We start from the raw sequence: 17,831 nt of genomic DNA on the forward strand, positions 1-17,831 counted from the left end.
GGTCGCCGTGATGCTGTTCGCGCGCGACACCGATGCCGCGCGCTGGCTGCACCGCACGACGGTCGAGGAGCCGCTCCGCCTCTTCGAACGGCTCGAACGCAAGCATATCCTGTTCCTTGTTGTCGGCCTGTTCGCCATCCAGGCGTACGCCGCTGTCCTTCCCGCCGAGCTTGCCGTGGCGCTGGCGTGGGACATGACCGCCTATGTCGATGCGATGATCGCGACATGGGCCCTGTCGACCTTTGCGCGCATCCAGTCAATGAAGGCGTGGGTCGCCGTCCGCATGGCGGCGTTGCTGGCGCCGTTCCGGCGGCTTCGCGCGCGGGCGCGGCGCATCCGTCCGCTCCGCTCCGATACGCACAAACCCGCCGCCAACGACGATGATCCATGGCCGGCGTTGATGGCCGCCTAAGCGTCAGCCGCGGATGAACAGGTTCCGGATCCACGGCGCCTGCGTCCGTGTCGCTTCGCGCCAGTCGCCGTCCTCGCCCGCATCGGGAGCGAGGCGGCTGGGGTCGAGCAGCTTCAGCCGCGCGCCGCGAAACGCCGCGGTGCGATAGGTGACGAGCGTCAATCCATGTTCGAGCGCGGTCGCGGCGAGCAGCGCGTCGCGGTCGTGATCGAAGGGCAGCGCCGCGCGGCGCTGCGCGATTGCGAGGTCGACGGGCAACACGCGACCCTCGAACGCGGGTAGCAGCTGGCCGTCGATCCAGCCCCGCCATGCGGCACCCGCCGCCTTGCCCTGCTTCGCCGCCAGCGCAGCGGCCTTTTCCAGCTCGACAAGCGACAGCGCCGACAGGAACATCGATTGCCGCGATGTCCGCTGTGCCCAGCCTGCCAGCACCGCGCCATCGCCGTCGGTGCGTGCATGGCGCAGGTCGAGCAAGACTTCTGAATCGATGAGGAACATCAGCCGCGCCCGTTCCGGTCCAGCGCCCGGTACAGGAGGGTGCGGTCGAGCGGCATGTCGCCGGGCGCGGCGGCGAGCAGTTGCGCCATCGTCTCGCGCTCGCCGCTCAACTGCCGCCAGGCGTCGATGCTGATCAGGACATGGGTGGCGCGCCCGCGGTCGGTGACGAACACGGGCTCGACGAGCGCGAAGCGCTTCGCGCGGCTGACGTCCTGATTGAGCTCGCGGCTGGTGACCCGTTTCATCGTGCGCAGCCCTCCTTATGCAAAAACAAGGCAATATTGATAGCGTTCACATGTAGGTATGTTACTACACTGTGACCGGTCCGCAACAAAAATGGAGGCTGGCGCGAGAATCGCGATGTGTGCCGAGCCCAATTCCCGATGTGGTATTGCGTTGGCCAAAGCTTCATGGCCTCCTCTTCGCGGGAAGTTGGCAAGTAAGCGTCGATATGAGTCGCGGCTTCGCCAGAAGGGGGAGAGCGGAATTGGTATCAGATATGTTCGGTGAACTGATGCGCGCCATCGGCGATGTGCTCGGCGCGCACGGTCCTGCGGTCACCGCGGCGCAAAGCTATACGCCGACCGATTTCAGCATCCATTTCTTCCTCCAGATCGCGGTGATCCTGCTCGTCTGCCGCGCTGTCGGCTGGGTCGCGAAGACATTCCTCGGGCAACCGCAGGTGGTGGGAGAGATGATCGCGGGCGTCCTCCTCGGGCCATCGCTCTTCGGACTCTTTTTCCCCGAATTTCAGGCGGCGCTGTTTCCGAAGGAAACGCGCAACATCCTCTATGTCTGCGCACAGGTCGGCGTCGGGCTTTACATGTTCCTCGTCGGTACGACGCTGCGGCTCGATCATTTCCAGTCGAAAGCGAAAAGCGCGATGGGCGTGTCCGCCGCGGGCATCGTCGCGCCCTTCCTGTTCGCTGCGCTGATCACGCCCTTCCTGCTCGACGTCCCCGGCCTGTTCACCGAGGGGTTGAGCCAGGGCAGCGCGACCTTGTTCATGGGCGCGTGTATCGCGCTCACCGCTTTCCCGATGCTCGCGCGCATCATCAACGAGCGCGGCCTCGCCAACACCGCGCTCGGGACGCTCACGCTGACCGCCGGCGCGTTCGACGATGCCGTGTCGTGGTGCGTTCTCGCGATCGTGCTCGCGACCTTTGGCGGCGGGCCCGGTGTCGCCCTGATCGCGATCGTCGGCGGGCTGTCCTTCGCGCTCTTCATGTTCCTTATCGGACGCCGGCTGCTGGAACCGCTCGGCCGGATCGTTGAGGCACGCGGCGAAATGAGCGACACGGTCCTCTCGATCGTCCTCATGCTTTTCGCGCTCTGCGCCTTCGTCATGGACGCGGCGGGCATCCACGCGGTGTTCGGCGGCTTCATCCTCGGCGTCTGCATGCCGCGCGGAAAGCTGACCGAAGAGATCAAGCGCAAGGTCGGGCCGATCACGATCCTGCTCGTGCCGGTCTTCTTCACCTATTCGGGGCTCAACACGCGGCTCGATACGGTGAACAGCCTGACCTTGCTCGCGCTCGCGCTCGGCATATTGCTCGTGTCGATCGCGGCGAAGTTCGGCGCCTGCTGGCTCGCGGCGCGGCTCGCGGGCGAGGACAACCGCACCGCGCTCGGCATTGGCGCGTTGATGAATGCGCGCGGGCTGATGGAACTCATCATCATCAACATCGGGCTGCAAAAGGGCATCATAGGGCCGACCTTGTTTTCGATGATGGTGCTGATGGCGATCATCACGACGGTGATGGCGGGGCCGCTGTTCGAGGTGGTCTACGGGCGCAAGGCGCGCGAGACCGGCGAGCTGGGGGCGCTCGGCACCGACGGGGCGGACGAAACGCAGCCTACCGAACGGCTGTCCGCCAAACCCGCCTGATTTCAGGCGGCGGCCGCACCCGCGTTGATCTGGTCGATCAGCGCGCGGTGCGCGGGCAGGTCGTGCGCCGCCTGGTCGCCGAAACTGCGGATGCGCGCAAAGATGCGTTCGGCCTCGGCGACATCGGGATATTCCTCGCGCACCGGCGACAGGTCGGTGCGATATTCCATGCCATAGAGGATATATTGGTAATTGAAGAAGGCGAAGCTTTCGAGGTCGAGGATGAAATCGAAGCGCCCCGGCGGGCGATAGCGCCATTGTTCGAGCAGCTCCTTCAGCCGCTCCGGGATCGACGCCGGGTCGGCATTGTCGCGCCAGAAGGGTTCGTCGCGGCGGCTCAGGCAATAATGGAGCTTCAGGAAGTTGACGATATTGGCGTAGCGTGCGGTCATCAGCTCATTGAAGCGTCGTGCGGGGGCGTGCATCGGGCCGCCGAGCGGGAACATCTCGGCGATCATCGCCGCGGCGGTTTCGATGGTCACGAGGCCGGTTGATTCGAGCGGTTCGAGGAAGCCGCCCGACAGGCCGACGGCGACGCAATTCCCGACCCATGGCGTGGTGAGGTAGCCCGCCTCGAACGGGATGCGCCGCGGCTCGAAGTCGAGGCTGCGCCCGCCGGTATAAGCGGCGAGGATGTCCGCCGCGCGGTCGTCGCTCAGATGATTGCTCGAATAGACGCAGCCGATGCCGCGCGCGCCCGCAAGGCCGATATCCCATGTCCATCCCGCTTCGTGCGCCGCGGCGATCGTATAGCTTTCGAGCGGGGCCTCGGGCCGGTCGTAAGGAATCTTGCACGCGAGCGCGCGGTCGGTGAACAACATGTCCTTCACGCTGCGGAACGGCGCCTGCATCGCGCCACGGATCAGCTCGGCACGGAAACCCGAACAGTCGATATAGAGGTCGGCGGACAGCGTGCCATGCTCGGGGGTCACGACATGGTCGATTGCGCCGCTCGCCCCGTCGAGTTCGACGCCGGTCAGCGTGCCGTGCAGTTGGACGACCCCCATCGCGCGCGCGCGTTCCGACAGGACGTCGGCCAGCCGCTTTGCGTCGAAATGATAGGCATAGTTCAGCGGACCGGTGAACTCGCCTTCGCCGCGGCGTTTGGGCGCGCGGCGCGCCTCGGCGACGCGGTTCTGGATCGTCATCGCCTCGGCGAACGGCCGCCGCAGCTTTTCGTCCTGGAGCAGCCAGTAGGAGACGAGACTATGCCCGTCGCCATGATAGGGCGCCTCGAACGGGTGGAGGAAATGGCTCGACTGCCCTTCCGTCGGCGTATGGACCCAGTTGTCGAACCGGATGCCCTGCTTGAAAGTCGCCGACGTCGCGCGGACAAATTCGCTCTCGTCGATGCCGATGAACTGCAGCGTGCTGCGGATCGTCGGGAAGGCGCCTTCGCCGACCCCGATGCTGCCGATCTCGTCCGACGCGATCAGCGTGATCGACAGGCGCGGATTGCGCGGCAGGTCGAAAAAACGCGCGAGATAGGCAGCGGTCAGCCACCCCGCGGCGCCGCCGCCGACAATCAGGATCGAGCGTTTTGCCACCCGGAACGCTATCGAGCCGCAAAGCGCTTTCAACAAGCGGTAATTTGCGGCACGCAGCAACGGACAAGATGAAGACTCTTCGCCCCTATCTGCTCTGGTTCGGCGCCGCGCTGCTGGTCACCCTCGGCGCGATCCTTGGCATGCAATGGGTGCGCGATCATCCCCAGCATAATCCGGCCGCGCGTTTCGAACTTGCGCAGCCGCCGGGGTGGGCGACGCACCGAAAGCTTGTGGCACTGGCAAGCGACGACAGCGCCTGCTTCGCTGCCTTCGACCGCGCCGGCGCGGGCTATCTCCGGCGCCCCGCGATCGGCACCGATGCGTGCCGTGCAAGCCAGCGCATGATCCTGACGGGCGACAGCTTCGTGCCGACGATGCGCCCCGCGCGCGCCGCGCCGGGCTGCGCGGTTACCGCGGCGATGGCGCTGTGGAACCGCGACGTGGTCCAGCCCCTCGCGCGGAAATATTTCGGGCAAAAGGTGGTCGAACTCGAGAATCTCGGCAGCTATAATTGCCGCAAGATTGCGGGCGAGCAGGCGCAGAGCCAGCATTCGACCGCCAACGCGATCGATATCTCGGCCTTCATCCTGGCCGACGGTACGCGCATCACGCTGATCAACGACTGGGCGCCGGGCGACAAGCGCAGCGAATTCCTGCACGCGGTTCGCGACGAGACCTGCGGGCTGTTCAGCACGACCCTCTCACCCGACTATAACCGCGCGCACGCCGATCATTTCCATCTCGACATGGCGGCGCGGACGGCGGGCTGGACCGTCTGCCACTAGCGGCGGCCGAAGCGCGGGAAGAGCATACCGACACGCCTGCGGTAACCGGCATAGGCCTCGCCGAAGATGTCGATCAGATCGCGTTCCTCGAACCGGATCGCGATCAGCATATAGATCGACATGCCCGCCGCGAGCAGCAGATGCCCCATAGTCATCACCGGCGTCGCCCAGAAGGCGATGAAGAAGCCGGCGTAGAGCGGGTGGCGGACGAAGCGGTAGAAAAAGGGCTGGCGCAACACCGGCGGCGCGGCCGCCCTTTCGCGCAGCGCGAACCACGCCTGCTGCAGCCCGAACAGTTCGAAATGGTTGATCAGGAAGGTGCTGGTCAGCACGATCGCCCAGCCGCTCGCGAACAGGACCCACAGGATCGCGGCGCCCAAGCCGTGCGTAATAGTCCACACCGGCGTCGTCAGTTGATGCCAGAATGCCATCAGCACGATCAATGCCACGCTGGCGAACAGCACATAGGTGCTGCGCTCGATCGGCGCGGGGACGATGCGCGTCCAGCCCGTCTTGAAACCCGGCCGCGCCATCACGCTATGCTGGATGCCGAACAGCGCGATCAGCGCCGCGTCGATCAGCGCCGCTTTCCCGGGCGTCGCAACGCGCGCGAAGTCGACCGTCACCGGCACGATCGGGAAATTGCCGGCAAAGGCGATCAGGTACAAGAAGGTCGCGAAAAAGATCGCATAAGCCACTGCGGCATAAAGCAAATAGAGCGCACGCATCATGACAGCCCCTGCTATTTCGGGGCCAATATAGCATATTTTCCGCGGAAAAGCGCGCTTTAGACGGTGAAGCTCTCGCCGCAGCCGCACGCGCCCTTGGCGTTCGGATTCTCGAACACGAAGCCCGCGGCGAAATCATCCTCGACCCAGTCCATGACGCTGCCGATCAGGTAGAGCACCGACGCGCCGTCGATGTAGAAGGTGCCGCCGGGGGTTTCGATCTTCTCGTCGAACTTCACCTCTTCGGTGACATAATCGACCGAGTAGGCAAGCCCCGAACAGCCGCGGCGCGGGGTCGACAGGCGGACGCCGATCGCGCCCTCGGGCGCCGACGCCATCAGCTTCGCAACACGCTCCTCGGCGTTCGGCGTCAGCGTGACAGCGGCCGGGCGCGCGCGGGTTTTCGTTTCGGTCATTACAGCATTCCCAGTTCGAGCCGCGCTTCGTCGCTCATATTCTGCGGCGACCACGGCGGATCCCATACGAGGTTGACTTCGGCATCGCCGACGCCGGGCACCGCGCCGACGCGCAATTCGACTTCGGCGGGCATCGATTCGGCGACCGGGCAATGCGGCGTCGTCAGCGTCATCGTCACGAGCACATGGCCTTCGTCGATCTCGACATTGTAGATGAGCCCGAGGTCGTAGATATTCACGGGGATTTCGGGGTCGAAGATATCCTTCAGCGCATTGACCACGGCTTCATACAGGTCGCCGCCGACCGCGCCCGGTTCGACCGCCGCAGGCTTGGCCGCCAGGAAACCTTCGAGATAGTCGCGCTTGCGCTCCAGCTTTTCTGGCGCGGTCTCGGCATCCGCGACGCGCGCTTTCGGCGGCGCCTCGACGCTCGTGACTTCCTCAACCCGAATTCCGTTATCGCTCATCCGGTCCTCGCTCATCCGAAAATCCTCTCGACGCGGGCGAGGCCGTCGATCAGCGCCGCCACATCGTCGTCATTGCTGTAAACGCCAAAACTCGCGCGTGCGGTCGCGGGCACTCCCAGATGCTCCATCAGCGGTTGTGCGCAATGGTGCCCGGCGCGGATCGCGACCCCGCTTTCGTCCAAGATAGTGCCGATGTCGTGCGGATGAACCCCCGCCATCGCAAAACTGACGATCCCGGCGCTGTTTTCGCGGCCAAAGAGCGTGATGCTGTTCTTGCGCGAAAGCTGTTCGCGCAGACTTGCTACCAGCGCGACCTCATGCGCGTGGATCGCATCGATCCCGATCGCCTCGACATATTCGACCGCCGCCGCGAGTCCGATCGCCTCGATAATCGCGGGGGTGCCCGCCTCGAACCGTGTCGGTGCCGGGGCGTAGGTCGTCTTTTCGAAAGTCACGCGGTCGATCATCGATCCGCCGCCCTGCCACGGCGGCAGGCGATCGAGCTTGTCGCTCCACAGCACGCCGATCCCGGTGGGGCCATAGAGCTTGTGCCCCGAGAAGGCATAATAGTCGCAGCCGAGCGCGGCGACATCGACGGGCAGGCGCGGCACCGCCTGACAGCCGTCGATCAGCAGTTCGGCGCCGACGCGGTGCGCGAGGTCTGCCGCGCGTGCGACATCGAGCGGGCTGCCGAGCACGTTCGAGACATGCGCGAAGGCGACCATCGTGTGTTCGGGGGTGAGCAGCTTTTCGGCGGCATCGAGGTCGATGCAGCCGTCTTCGGTCAGCGGGCAGACGTCGACCTGCCACCCCGCAAGCTGCCAGGGCACAATATTGCTGTGATGTTCGAGCACCGACATCAGTACGCGGCCCTTGTTCGGATGCGAATAAGCGACGAGGTTGATCGCCTCGGTCGCGCCGCGCACGAACGCGATCTGTTCTTCCTTCGCCCCGATAAAGCCCGCGATGCGCCGCCGCGCCGCCTCATAGGCGAGTGTCATGTCGGCCGAGCGTGCATAGACACCCCGGTGCACCGTCGCATAATCGCGGCCCATCGCGTTCACCGTCGCGTCGATCACCGCTTGCGGCTTCTGTGCGGTCGCGGCGGTATCGAGATAGTGCCAGCCGGGGGTGAGGCCCGGGAAGTCGGCGCGGACGTCGGGGAAGGTGCGGAGGGCGGTCGCGGTGCTCACACCAGTTCCCCCAGCTTCGCCAGCGCGAGCGCCTGCAATTGTTCCTCGTCCTCTGCGCCATCGAACACGCCGGCGACGAACGCCTGCAGCATCAGCTTCTTCGCCTCGCCCGGCGGCAGCCCGCGCGACTGGAGATAATAGAGCGCCATGGCGTCGAGTTCGCCGATCGCGCAGCCATGCGCGCACTTCACATCGTCGGCGAAGATTTCGAGTTCAGGCTTGGCATTGGCGGTCGCGCTGCGGTCGAGCAGCATCGCCTTCACATCCTGCTCGCTGTCGGTCTGCTGTGCATCGCGCGCGACCGCAACCTTGCCGAGATAGGTGCCGGTCGCCGTGCCGCCGAGCACCGAGCGCACAACCTGCCGCGACGTCGCGCCGGGTTCGGCATGGGTAACGGTGGTGATGATCTCCAGATTCTGCTGACCACCGCCGATCTGCGCCGCGCCGAAGTGGAAATCGGCGCCTTCATGCAACGTAACGGCGAGTTCGATGCGGCCGTAGGCGCCGCCGATGTTGAGCACATGCAACGACGCAGCCGCGCCCTTGCCGATGCTCATTTCGATTTGTTGGATTGCACCCGTGTCCTGCATGATCGCGCGGCGGAAATCGCCGCCCGCGGGCACGATGATGCTCTCGGGCGCAGGCAGCGGCCACGCCGCGGTCACCGCGTCGATGTCGCTATAGCGCCACGCTTCGTCGCGGCGCGAGGGGAGGTCGCGCGTGGTCAAGCCGCGATCTCCGCATAACCATGTTCTTCCAGTTCGCGCGCCAACTCGGGCCCGCCCGACTTCACGATCCGGCCGGCGGCAAGGACATGCACAAAATCGGGCTGCACATAGTCGAGCAGGCGCTGATAGTGCGTGATCAGCAACACCGCCTTGTCGGGGCGCCGCATGATCGCGTTGATCCCGTCGCCGACGGTGCGCAGCGCATCGATGTCGAGGCCGGAGTCCGTCTCGTCGAGGATCGCGAGCTTGGGGTCGAGGATCCCCATCTGCACCATCTCGTTGCGCTTCTTCTCGCCGCCCGAAAAGCCGACGTTCACCGGACGCTTGAGCATGTCCATGTCCATCTTGAGCAGCCCCGCCTTCTCGCGCGCGAGCTTCAGGAAATCGCCGCCCGACAGCGGCTCTTGCCCACGCGCCTTGCGCTGGGCGTTGAGGCTTTCGCGCAGGAACTGGACGTTCGACACGCCGGGGATTTCGACCGGATATTGGAACCCCAGAAACAGCCCCGCCGCGGCGCGCTCGTGCGGGTCCATGTCGAGCAAATCCTGCCCGTCGAAGGTGGCCGACCCGTCGGTGACCTCATAACCGGGCCGTCCGCCGAGGACATAAGACAAAGTCGACTTGCCCGCGCCATTGGGCCCCATGATCGCATGGATCTCGCCCGCATTGATGGCGAGCGACAGGCCCTTCAGGATCGGCTTGTCGGCGACGGTGGCGTGGAGGTTTTCAATCGTCAGCATGTTTTGTCTTGTCCGTATCGATTCATGCGCCTGGCGGGCGTCATCATTCGGTGGGCTGGGGGCGGCAGCGGAAAAGGTCGAGCGACATGCCATTGCCGCTAATGTAAAGATGTTCGGCGTCGTGACTGAGCGACCAAAACTGAGAGCGCTCCACGGGCGATGGCGGCTGTGGTCCATCCGATGCGGATTGCTCCCAAAACCGGACGCGGTAGCGGTTCATTTCTACCTCGGTCACGTCAATGACGGTGCCGATTTCCATGGGAAAGGTGAACTCGGTCGCTTCGACCTGAAGCAAACCGGAATCTTCATTTGAACAGACCGGGATGATGTGATTGTCGTCCTCAAACCAATTGCCGCGCAACTCTTCCGGCAGCGTTTTGGCCGGCGCAGCGGCGTGAGCGCCACCGGTGAAAGCCAGCAGGCCTGCTCCGAGCAACACTGATTTGACGAGCATCTGCATTATCCAACCGATCCTTCCAAACTGATCCCAAGCAATTTCTGCGCCTCGACCGCAAACTCCATCGGCAGTTGCTGCAGCACTTCCTTGGCAAAGCCGTTGACGATCAGCGCCACCGCCTCTTCCTGCCCCAGCCCGCGCTGCATCGCGTAGAAAAGCTGGTCGTCGCTGATCTTGCTCGTCGTCGCTTCATGCTCGACCGTCGCGGTCGGGTTGCGGACCTCGATATAGGGGACGGTGTGCGCACCGCACGTGCTGCCCAGAAGCAGGCTGTCGCACTGGGTGAAGTTGCGCACGCCCTCGGCATTCGGCGCGACGCGGACGATGCCGCGATAGGTGTTGTTCGACTTGCCCGCGCTGATGCCCTTCGAAACGATGGTCGAACGCGTGCGCTTGCCATTGTGGATCATCTTGGTGCCGGTGTCGGCCTGCTGGTAGTTGTTGGTGACCGCGACCGAATAGAATTCGCCGACGCTGTCATCGCCGTTGAGTACGCAGCTCGGATATTTCCACGTGATCGCGCTGCCGGTTTCGACCTGCGTCCACGATACCTTGCTGCGCTTGCCCTGACACAGCGCGCGCTTGGTCACGAAATTATAGATACCGCCCAGACCCTCGGCGTTGCCGGGGTACCAGTTCTGCACCGTCGAATATTTGATCTCGGCATCGTCGAGCGTCACCAGTTCGACCACCGCGGCGTGGAGCTGGTTCTCGTCGCGCATCGGCGCGGTGCAGCCTTCGAGGTACGAGACGTAAGCGCCCTTGTCGGCGATGATCAGCGTGCGCTCGAATTGCCCCGTATTCTCGGCATTGATGCGGAAATAGGTGCTGAGCTCCATCGGGCAGCGCACACCCTCGGGCACGTAAACGAACGTCCCGTCGGAGAAGACCGCGCAATTGAGCGTCGCGAAATAATTGTCGTGCATCGGCACGACCTTGCCGAGCCACTTCTTCACCAGCTCGGGATATTCGCGGATCGCTTCGGAGATCGAGAGGAAGATCACGCCCGCGCGCTTCAGTTCCTCGCGGAAGGTCGTCGCGACGCTGACGCTGTCGAACACCGCGTCGACCGCGACCTTGCGTGCGCCCTCGACGCCCGCGAGCACCTTCTGCTCCTCGATCGGGATGCCGAGCTTCTTGTAGACTTCGAGGATTTCGGGATCGACCTCGTCGAGGCTCGAAAGCTTCGGCTTCGCCTTGGGCGCCGCATAATAATAGGCGTCCTGATAATCGATCGGCGGGACGTTGAGCTTCGCCCAGTCGGGCGTCTCCATCGTCTGCCAGTGGCGAAACGCCTTCAGCCGCCAGTCGAGCATCCATTCGGGCTCGTTCTTCTTGGCGCTGATGAAGCGGACCGTATCCTCGGTCAGCCCCTTGGGCGCGAAGTCGGTCTCGATGGCCGAGGACCAGCCATGCTCATAATCGGCGACCTTCGCTGCGGCGTCATGCGCGGCCTGATCCTTGACGGGGAGTTCGGTGTTATCGGTCATAATCTGATCTCGTCGCCGGCCATCGCCGGAATCGGAAAGGGAGTTTTCGGTGCAACGGACAGGCTCGCGAGGCTGATTTCCGCCAGCGCGCCACGTACCGCGCCGTTCACGACGCCCCAATGCGGCTGCACCTTGCAACTGCCCTCGAGCGAGCAATCGTGGCGCCCTTCGGCGACGCAGGCAGTCAGCGCGATCGGTCCTTCGACCGCTTCGATGATCTCGGCGACGTTGATCGCCGCCGCGGGCCGCGCGAGCCTTACCCCGCCGCCGCTGCCGCGCGAGGCGACGAGCAGGCCCGCGCGCGCGAGCTGGCTCACCAGCTTCTGCGCGGTCGGTCCCGGGATGCCCGTCTGCTCGGCGAGCATGCCGGCGTGAATCGGCACCGACCCGCACTGGCGGGCGGCGGCGCTCATCAGCACCACGGCATAGTCGGCAAGATTGGACAGGCGCATGCTCTTTTCCGTCGCAGTTGCGAACGATTCTTAACTGGAGTAAATTACTCCACTTACATAGGCGCGCGGTCCCGCGAGCGCAAGCAATCGCGGATGTGCGCGATGATAGAAAAGTTGCGCCAAAAAAAAGGCACCCATCCGGCCGAAGCCAAATGAGTGCCAAGATGAAGGTCTCAAGTCCTCGTCAGAGGATGAGCTCTTCTGGGTCGCAACGGGGGATTATGCCCGCGCGATGATTCGTGATTGGATGAAAACGCCAAATCGACGCGGCCTGCGCTTTTGATGGTTAACCCGCGTCAGGTCTCGGACACGAGCGGGCTGACCTTGCCCGCGAGTTGCTTGCGGCCCCTCGTCGTCGCTTCGGTATAGCTGGTGGGCTTGCCGAGCTGGCCGGGGGTCGCGCCGGCGAAGCGCTTGATCTCGCGGATCAGGTGCGACTGGTCGTAAAAAGCATCGCCGAGCTGCGCGGAGTCGAGCCCCTCGCCGCGTGCGAGCGCCGATGCGGCGCGCACCGCGCGATATTTGCGCGCGAGCATTCGCGGCGACAGGCCATAATAATGCTTCGTCATCCGTTCGACCGAGCGGATCGACATGCCCGTTGCCTCGACGAGTTCGGTAACTTGCGGCGAGGGCGATTCGGTAAGCCATCCGTCGACGGTGCGGATGAACCACATCGGTGCGGTCTCGCCCCGCGTCAGCACCTCGCGTGCGAAATTGTTGCCGATGACCAGCTTGTCCTCGATGCTCGTCGCCGTTTCCAGCGCGGCGGCGACCTCATCGATCCAGGGGCCGAACAGGTCGGCGGCGTTCATCGCGCGGTCGGTCAGCTTGTCGGCATCGTCGCCTATCAGCGCCGCCCAGCCCGCGGGCAACATGCCGAATCCGAACATCTGGGTCGGGCAATGGCTGATCGCGCGGACGCGCCCGCTCGTCGGTCCGACGATGTTCGCCTTGCAGACCGGCGCGCGGTGATCGTCAGCGAAGACATATTCGCCGTCGGCGGCGGTCACAAAGCGGAACTGCGGGCGGTCGGCGCGTTCATATTCGTCGAAACGCGGCATGTTGATGCGCGCGAAATAAAAGCTCGACACCATCTCCGCCAGATCGGGATCGGGCGGGAAATAGTGCAGCTCGAACGGCGCGGTGCCGTCCACGCCCCCAGGCGAGGAAGAAATATCCGACATGAAGACCCAGACCTTTGGCAACCGTGATCCGGCCGCCTTATTTTCTGGGTCAAATCATTTGCGTTTCGGGCTCGCGCGTCAAGCGGCAATCGTCAATTTGCTTAACCTTTCTGGGCCGCGATCCAGCCGTCGATACGCCGTTCGAGGACGTCGAGCGGCACCGGCCCCGATTCGAGCACGACGTCGTGGAAGGTGCGGAAATCGAACTTGTCGCCCAGCGCCGCCTGCGCCCGGCCGCGCAACTCCATGATCTTGAGCTTGCCGATGAGGTAAGCGGTCGCCTGTCCCGGATAGACGATATAGCGCTCGATCGCCTTTTCGATGTCGCCATCGGGGTTGGGGGTGTTGTCCTTGAGGTACTGGATGGCCTGTTCGCGGGTCCAGCGTTTGTCGTGGATGCCGGTGTCGACGACGAGGCGGCACGCACGCCACAACTCCATGCCGAGCCGTCCGAAATCGCTGTAGGGATCGGTGTAGAAGCCCATGTCCTTGCCGAGTTCCTCGGTATAGAGGCCCCAGCCTTCGGTATAGGCGGTGAAGCCGCCGAAGCGGCGGAAGGGTGGCAGGCCGGTGAGCTCGGTCTGCACCGCGCGCTGGAGGTGATGCCCCGGAACGCCCTCGTGATAGGCGAGCGCCTCAAGTTCGGTCTTCGACATGTCGCGCAGGTCATAGAGGTTCACATAATAGGTGCCCGGCCGCGATCCGTCGGGCGAGGGCGACTGGTAAAAGGCCTTGCCCGCCGATTTCTCGCGGAACGCCTCGACCGCCTTCACCTGCAGATGCGCTTTCGGCAGCGTGTTGAAGAAAGCGGGCAGGCGCGCCTCCATCGCCTTCACCTTCGCGTCGACCTCGGCCAGATAGGCCTCGCGGGTCGTGTAATAATATTGCGGGCTGGTGCGCAGGTGCACGAAGAATTGCTGGAGCGTGCCCTTGAAGCCGACCTTCGCCATGATCTTCTTCATCTCGCCATGGATGCGCGCGACTTCGGCGAGGCCGAGGTCATGGATTTCGGCCGCGGTCATGTCGGTCGTCGTGTAATTGGCGAGCAGCGCCTCATAATAGGCCTTGCCGTCGGGCAGGCGCCACACGCCGTCCTGCGTCGGCGCGATCGCCTGCTGGCGCTTCATTTCGGTCAGCAGGCGGCCATAGGCGGGGCCGGCGCTTTCGTTCCACGCCGCCCTCGCGGCCGCGATCAGCCGCGCCTTTTCGGCGGCGTCGATGGCAAGCTTGCCGACCTTCGCCGTGATATCCTCGACCACCGCATTGTCGGGCTTCTGCAGGTTGCCGATGTCGGAAATCAGATAGGCATAGACCCACTTCGGCGGCTGGACACCTTTCGTTGCGCGTTCGGCCGACTGCGCCGACAGCGCGTCGAGCACGGGGCCGAGGCCTCGGATGCGCGACACATAGGCTTCGGCCTCGGCGACGTTTGCGACGCGGTGGATGTTAATGAGGAAGGCAGGAAGCTGGCTCTGCGCGCCGTTCATCTGGTCGAAGACATAGCCATGGCTGCGATAGGGGAACAGGCGGTCGGCGCGCGCGGCCTGCGCATTGAACAGTTCGAACGACAGCGCATCGTCGGCAGACATCGTCTTCGGATCGAAGCTGCCGCGCATCGCCTCGGCCGTCGCCTGTTGCAGCTTGTGCGACGCGACTGCAGCCTCGTCGCTGACGTCGTTCCACTTGCCATAATCGGCATCGCGAATGCCGCGATAGGCCTTGCCTTGCGGGGTGAGCGAAAGCTGCGCCGCGTCATAATTGTCGAAGAATTGCGCGAGGTTCGCGCCCGCGGGCGCGGCATCGGAAACGGGTGCCGGTGCGGCGACGGCGGGTGCTTCCTGCACTGCGGACGGCGCACAGCCCGCCACGGCGAACAGCGCGAGGCCGGTGGACAGGCGAGCGATAATCTTGAGGTGCGACACGAATTTCTCCCGGTTTTTCCGATGTGCTGGGGACTTGCCATAGCGTCACCGTGCGCGCAATGGCGGGGGCCATGTCGCTCTTCGCCTCGCTCACCGATAGCGCCTATGCGCTCGTCCGCCCGATCGTCCACGCCACCGATGGCGAGGCGGCGCACAATCTGACGCTCAGCGCGCTCCAGCCGCTCCCGCGTGCGCGGCATGCGCTGACCAGCCCCGCGCTCGCGACCGAACTCGCGGGATTGAAATTCCCGAACCCCGTCGGCCTCGCGCCAGGCTTCGACAAGGATGCGCGCGTCGCGCACGTCATGCCGCATTTCGGTTTCGGTTTTGTCGAGGTCGGCACGCTTACCCCACTGCCGCAGGACGGCAATCCGCGGCCGCGCCTGTTCCGGCTCGTCGAGGATCGAGCGGTGATCAACCGCATGGGCTTCAACAACGGCGGGCAGGAAAAGGCGGCCGAACGAATCCGGTGCCTCCGCCGCTATGGCCTGCCCGTGCCGCTCGGGATCAACATCGGCGCGAATAAGGACAGCGCCGACCGCATCGCCGATTATGCGAAGGGGACTGCGGCGATGGCGCCGCTTGCCGACTATCTGACGGTCAATATCAGCTCGCCCAACACGCCGGGGCTGCGTGCCTTGCAGGACAAGGGTTCGCTCGAGGCTTTGCTCGACGGCGTTGCCGCGGCGCAGCCCGCGGGCGCGGCGAAGCCGGTGTTCCTCAAAGTCGCACCCGATCTCGAACCCGCCGATATCGACGACATCGTCGCCGTCGCGTTCGATAAGGGGCTCGCCGCGGTGATCGTGTCGAATACGACGATCGTGCGCCCCGCGCTCGCCTCACGCCATGCGGAGGAGGCGGGCGGCCTGTCGGGGGCGCCGCTCGCCGGACTGGCACTGCAGCGGGTCAGGGACTTTCACAGCGCGAGCGGGGGCAAGCTGCCCATCGTCGCGGCGGGGGGCATTGCCTCGCCCGAACAGGCGTGGGAACGCATCCGTGCGGGCGCCAGTCTCGTCCAGATCTATTCGGCGATGGTCTATGAAGGCCCCGGCCTCGCTGCCCGGATCGCGCATGGCCTCGAAAAGCTGGCGGCTCGCGACGGTTTCGCGCGTGTGTCGGACGCGGTGGGGACGGAATAAGCGGTTCTCCCCCTCCCGCACGCGGGAGGGGAACAAGGGTTGCCTTGACCCGAGGTGCACGCCAATGTCGCGCGCATGTTGAAAAGATTCCTCCCGCTCGCCGTCCTCCTTTCCGTCACCGTCAGCGCGCCCGTGCTCGCACAAGGCGTCACCTCGTCCGCCGATCCGCGCGCGACCGAGGCGGGGCGCGAGATTCTGCATCAGGGTGGCACCGCCGCCGACGCCGCGATCGCGATGGTTGCGGTGCTGACGCTCGTCGAACCGCAGTCGAGCGGTATCGGCGGCGGCGGCTTCATGATCCATCACAATGCCAAGGATGGCAGCATCTCGACGATCGACGGACGCGAAATGGCGCCCGCGGCGGCGAAGCCCGATCGCTTCCTCGGCCCCGACGGCAAGGCGCGCGGCTATATGGACGTCATTCCGGGCGGGCTGTCGGTTGGCGTTCCCGGCAATGTGCGGCTGATGGAAATGGCGCACAAGAAATGGGGCAAGCTCGAATGGAAGGCGCTGTTCCAGCCCGCGATCAGGCTTGCCGAAGAAGGCTTCATCGTCACCCCCGCGCTCAACACCTGGCTCGTCCAGTTCGAACCGATGTGGAAAGAGTTTCCCGCGCCGCAGGCGATCTATTATGTCGACGGCAAGCCCGCGCCGGTGGGCACGCGGATCAAGAACCCCGCTTATGCCAAGCTGCTCCGCGAGATTGCGGCGCGCGGGCCTGACGCCTTCTACACCGGCGCCAATGCCAAGGCGATCAGCGATGCGGTCGCCAAGGCGCCGCGCCATCCGAGCCAGCTGACCGTCAAGGATATCGCTGCCTACAAGGCGAAGGAACGCCCCGCGGTCTGCACCACCTATCGCATCTACAAGGTGTGCGGCATGGGCCCGCCCTCGTCGGGCGCGACCACTGTCTTCGGCATCCTCGGCATGATCGAGGGCTGGGACATGAAGACGATGGGCAAGGACAATCCGATGAGCTGGCATTTGCTCGCGGAAGCGATGCAGCTCTCCTACGCCGACCGTGCGGCCTATCTCGGCGACGGCGATTTCGTCGACGTGCCGGTGAAGGGCCTGCTCGACAAGAGCTATCTCGCCGAGCGCCGCCAGCTCATCTCGCCCTATGGCGCCGCCGGAAAATATGAACCCGGCACCCCGCCGGGCGCGAAGCCGCGCGCGGCCGCGCCGCCGGTCGCGGAGCAGGGAACGACGCATTTCGTGACCGTCGACAAGGGCGGCAATCTCGTGTCGATGACCTCGACGATCGAGAGCATCTTCGGCAGCCAGCTGATGGCGAACGGCTATTTCCTCAACAACGAACTCACCGATTTCGATCTCGCACCGACCGAGGGCGGCGTGCCGACGGCGAACCGGGTCGAAGCGGGCAAGCGTCCGCTCTCGTCGATGTCGCCGACGGTCGTCTACGGCCCCGACGGCAAGGTCGTGCTCGCGGTCGGCTCGGCGGGTGGCAAGCGCATCATCATGCATGTGACCAAGGTGCTCGTCGGCGTGCTCGACTGGGGGCTCGATGCGAAACAGGCGATGGAGCTGCCGAACCTCTTCTTCGGGAAGGACGGCGTGCTGATCGAGAATAATGACGCGGGCAAGGCGATTGCCGCAAAGATGAAACCGTTCGGTTACAGCTTCACCGCAACCAGCCTCGGCTCGAAGCTCAACGCGATCGAGCACACGACGGCTGGCTGGCGCGGCGCTGCCGATCCGCGCGGCCCCGGCAGCTCCTCGATCGACGGCGCACCGGCGCAGAATTGATCAACGATAACAAAACAG

Annotated in this window: 19 protein-coding genes; 5 read left to right on the plus strand and 14 right to left on the minus strand. The window is 64.8% G+C overall.

Features of this window, described 5'->3' with window-relative positions; genetic code table 11:
* Positions 1-7: 7 nt before the first annotated feature.
* Positions 8-412: a hypothetical protein gene (locus ACIPPQ_RS03995; RefSeq protein ID WP_446542900.1), complete on the plus strand. Its 405-nt coding sequence runs from the start codon at positions 8-10 to the stop codon at positions 410-412.
* 3 nt (positions 413-415) lie between these two features.
* Here the strand turns inward: ACIPPQ_RS03995 and ACIPPQ_RS04000 are convergent, their stop codons facing one another.
* Together ACIPPQ_RS04000 and ACIPPQ_RS04005 are read right to left on the minus strand one after the other, a co-directional pair.
* A complete protein-coding gene (locus ACIPPQ_RS04000; protein WP_446542901.1) occupies positions 416-910 on the minus strand; it encodes a PIN domain-containing protein in 495 nt (164 codons plus the stop codon).
* Positions 910-1,155 carry a type II toxin-antitoxin system Phd/YefM family antitoxin gene (locus ACIPPQ_RS04005; RefSeq protein WP_446542902.1) on the minus strand — a complete coding sequence of 82 codons (246 nt, stop codon included), beginning with the start codon at positions 1,153-1,155 and terminating at the stop codon, positions 910-912. Before ACIPPQ_RS04005 ends, ACIPPQ_RS04000 begins: the two co-directional genes overlap by 1 nt.
* 254 nt (positions 1,156-1,409) lie before the next feature.
* Here ACIPPQ_RS04005 and ACIPPQ_RS04010 point away from each other — a divergent pair, with 254 nt between their 5' ends.
* Positions 1,410-2,798 carry a cation:proton antiporter gene (locus ACIPPQ_RS04010; protein ID WP_446543107.1) on the plus strand — a complete coding sequence of 463 codons (1,389 nt, stop codon included), beginning with the start codon at positions 1,410-1,412 and terminating at the stop codon, positions 2,796-2,798.
* 2 nt (positions 2,799-2,800) lie between these two features.
* Here ACIPPQ_RS04010 and ACIPPQ_RS04015 read toward each other — a convergent pair whose 3' ends face one another.
* Positions 2,801-4,345, minus strand: coding sequence for a tryptophan halogenase family protein (locus ACIPPQ_RS04015; protein ID WP_446542903.1), 1,545 nt, complete (start codon positions 4,343-4,345; stop codon positions 2,801-2,803).
* 68 nt (positions 4,346-4,413) lie between these two features.
* Here ACIPPQ_RS04015 and ACIPPQ_RS04020 point away from each other — a divergent pair, with 68 nt between their 5' ends.
* Positions 4,414-5,130 carry an extensin-like domain-containing protein gene (locus tag ACIPPQ_RS04020; RefSeq protein ID WP_446542904.1) on the plus strand — a complete coding sequence of 239 codons (717 nt, stop codon included), beginning with the start codon at positions 4,414-4,416 and terminating at the stop codon, positions 5,128-5,130.
* Here ACIPPQ_RS04020 and mddA read toward each other — a convergent pair.
* The 11 genes from mddA to ACIPPQ_RS04075 form a co-directional block, all read right to left on the minus strand.
* On the minus strand, positions 5,127-5,861 hold the full coding sequence (gene mddA / locus ACIPPQ_RS04025; RefSeq protein ID WP_446542905.1) for a methanethiol S-methyltransferase: 735 nt from the start codon (positions 5,859-5,861) through the stop codon (positions 5,127-5,129). The genes ACIPPQ_RS04020 and mddA overlap by 4 nt on opposite strands.
* A 56-nt stretch (positions 5,862-5,917) precedes the next feature.
* Positions 5,918-6,274 carry a HesB/IscA family protein gene (locus ACIPPQ_RS04030; protein ID WP_446542906.1) on the minus strand — a complete coding sequence of 119 codons (357 nt, stop codon included), beginning with the start codon at positions 6,272-6,274 and terminating at the stop codon, positions 5,918-5,920.
* The gene (locus ACIPPQ_RS04035; protein WP_446543108.1) at positions 6,274-6,741 is read right to left on the minus strand and encodes an SUF system Fe-S cluster assembly protein; all 468 of its coding nucleotides are present in this window, start codon (positions 6,739-6,741) and stop codon (positions 6,274-6,276) included. The genes ACIPPQ_RS04030 and ACIPPQ_RS04035 overlap by 1 nt, the downstream gene beginning before the upstream one ends.
* Positions 6,742-6,752: 11 nt before the next feature.
* Complete coding sequence (locus ACIPPQ_RS04040) at positions 6,753-7,934, minus strand: aminotransferase class V-fold PLP-dependent enzyme (protein ID WP_446542907.1); 1,182 nt, start codon at positions 7,932-7,934, stop codon at positions 6,753-6,755.
* Complete coding sequence (locus ACIPPQ_RS04045; RefSeq protein ID WP_446542908.1) at positions 7,931-8,662, minus strand: SufD family Fe-S cluster assembly protein; 732 nt, start codon at positions 8,660-8,662, stop codon at positions 7,931-7,933. The genes ACIPPQ_RS04040 and ACIPPQ_RS04045 overlap by 4 nt, the downstream gene beginning before the upstream one ends.
* On the minus strand, positions 8,659-9,402 hold the full coding sequence (sufC, locus tag ACIPPQ_RS04050) for a Fe-S cluster assembly ATPase SufC (protein ID WP_446542909.1): 744 nt from the start codon (positions 9,400-9,402) through the stop codon (positions 8,659-8,661). The genes ACIPPQ_RS04045 and sufC overlap by 4 nt, the downstream gene beginning before the upstream one ends.
* Before the next feature lie 43 nt (positions 9,403-9,445).
* Positions 9,446-9,862, minus strand: a complete 417-nt coding sequence (locus ACIPPQ_RS04055; RefSeq protein WP_446542910.1) for a hypothetical protein — start codon at positions 9,860-9,862, stop codon at positions 9,446-9,448.
* A complete protein-coding gene (sufB, locus tag ACIPPQ_RS04060) occupies positions 9,862-11,349 on the minus strand; it encodes a Fe-S cluster assembly protein SufB (RefSeq protein ID WP_446542911.1) in 1,488 nt (495 codons plus the stop codon). The genes ACIPPQ_RS04055 and sufB overlap by 1 nt, the downstream gene beginning before the upstream one ends.
* The gene (locus ACIPPQ_RS04065; protein WP_446542912.1) at positions 11,346-11,801 is read right to left on the minus strand and encodes an SUF system Fe-S cluster assembly regulator; all 456 of its coding nucleotides are present in this window, start codon (positions 11,799-11,801) and stop codon (positions 11,346-11,348) included. The genes sufB and ACIPPQ_RS04065 overlap by 4 nt, the downstream gene beginning before the upstream one ends.
* Positions 11,802-12,097: 296 nt before the next feature.
* Positions 12,098-12,985: a helix-turn-helix domain-containing protein gene (locus ACIPPQ_RS04070; protein WP_446542913.1), complete on the minus strand. Its 888-nt coding sequence runs from the start codon at positions 12,983-12,985 to the stop codon at positions 12,098-12,100.
* A 101-nt stretch (positions 12,986-13,086) separates the two neighbouring features.
* Complete coding sequence (locus ACIPPQ_RS04075) at positions 13,087-14,907, minus strand: DUF885 domain-containing protein (protein WP_446542914.1); 1,821 nt, start codon at positions 14,905-14,907, stop codon at positions 13,087-13,089.
* 71 nt (positions 14,908-14,978) lie between these two features.
* Between ACIPPQ_RS04075 and ACIPPQ_RS04080 the strand changes: the two genes are divergently transcribed.
* Positions 14,979-16,046 (plus strand): quinone-dependent dihydroorotate dehydrogenase, encoded by a 1,068-nt coding sequence (locus ACIPPQ_RS04080; protein ID WP_446542915.1) that lies wholly within the window; start codon positions 14,979-14,981, stop codon positions 16,044-16,046.
* A 75-nt stretch (positions 16,047-16,121) separates the two neighbouring features.
* A complete protein-coding gene (ggt, locus tag ACIPPQ_RS04085; protein ID WP_446542916.1) occupies positions 16,122-17,813 on the plus strand; it encodes a gamma-glutamyltransferase in 1,692 nt (563 codons plus the stop codon).
* Positions 17,814-17,831 lie beyond the last annotated feature (18 nt).

The sequence above is a fragment of the Sphingopyxis sp. LARHCG72 genome, from assembly GCF_052871675.1.

Coding starts and splice junctions, on each gene's coding strand:
- sufC (WP_446542909.1), bottom strand. CDS start 9,402: ATGCTGACGATTGAAAACCTCCACGCCACCGTCGCCGACAAGCCGATC.
- ACIPPQ_RS04020 (WP_446542904.1), top strand. CDS start 4,414: ATGAAGACTCTTCGCCCCTATCTGCTCTGGTTCGGCGCCGCGCTGCTG.
- ACIPPQ_RS04030 (WP_446542906.1), bottom strand. CDS start 6,274: ATGACCGAAACGAAAACCCGCGCGCGCCCGGCCGCTGTCACGCTGACG.
- ACIPPQ_RS04070 (WP_446542913.1), bottom strand. CDS start 12,985: ATGTCGGATATTTCTTCCTCGCCTGGGGGCGTGGACGGCACCGCGCCG.
- ggt (WP_446542916.1), top strand. CDS start 16,122: ATGTTGAAAAGATTCCTCCCGCTCGCCGTCCTCCTTTCCGTCACCGTC.
- ACIPPQ_RS04055 (WP_446542910.1), bottom strand. CDS start 9,862: ATGCAGATGCTCGTCAAATCAGTGTTGCTCGGAGCAGGCCTGCTGGCT.
- ACIPPQ_RS04005 (WP_446542902.1), bottom strand. CDS start 1,155: ATGAAACGGGTCACCAGCCGCGAGCTCAATCAGGACGTCAGCCGCGCG.
- ACIPPQ_RS04010 (WP_446543107.1), top strand. CDS start 1,410: ATGTTCGGTGAACTGATGCGCGCCATCGGCGATGTGCTCGGCGCGCAC.
- mddA (WP_446542905.1), bottom strand. CDS start 5,861: ATGATGCGTGCGCTCTATTTGCTTTATGCCGCAGTGGCTTATGCGATC.
- ACIPPQ_RS04080 (WP_446542915.1), top strand. CDS start 14,979: ATGTCGCTCTTCGCCTCGCTCACCGATAGCGCCTATGCGCTCGTCCGC.
- ACIPPQ_RS04035 (WP_446543108.1), bottom strand. CDS start 6,741: ATGAGCGATAACGGAATTCGGGTTGAGGAAGTCACGAGCGTCGAGGCG.
- sufB (WP_446542911.1), bottom strand. CDS start 11,349: ATGACCGATAACACCGAACTCCCCGTCAAGGATCAGGCCGCGCATGAC.
- ACIPPQ_RS04000 (WP_446542901.1), bottom strand. CDS start 910: ATGTTCCTCATCGATTCAGAAGTCTTGCTCGACCTGCGCCATGCACGC.
- ACIPPQ_RS04065 (WP_446542912.1), bottom strand. CDS start 11,801: ATGCGCCTGTCCAATCTTGCCGACTATGCCGTGGTGCTGATGAGCGCC.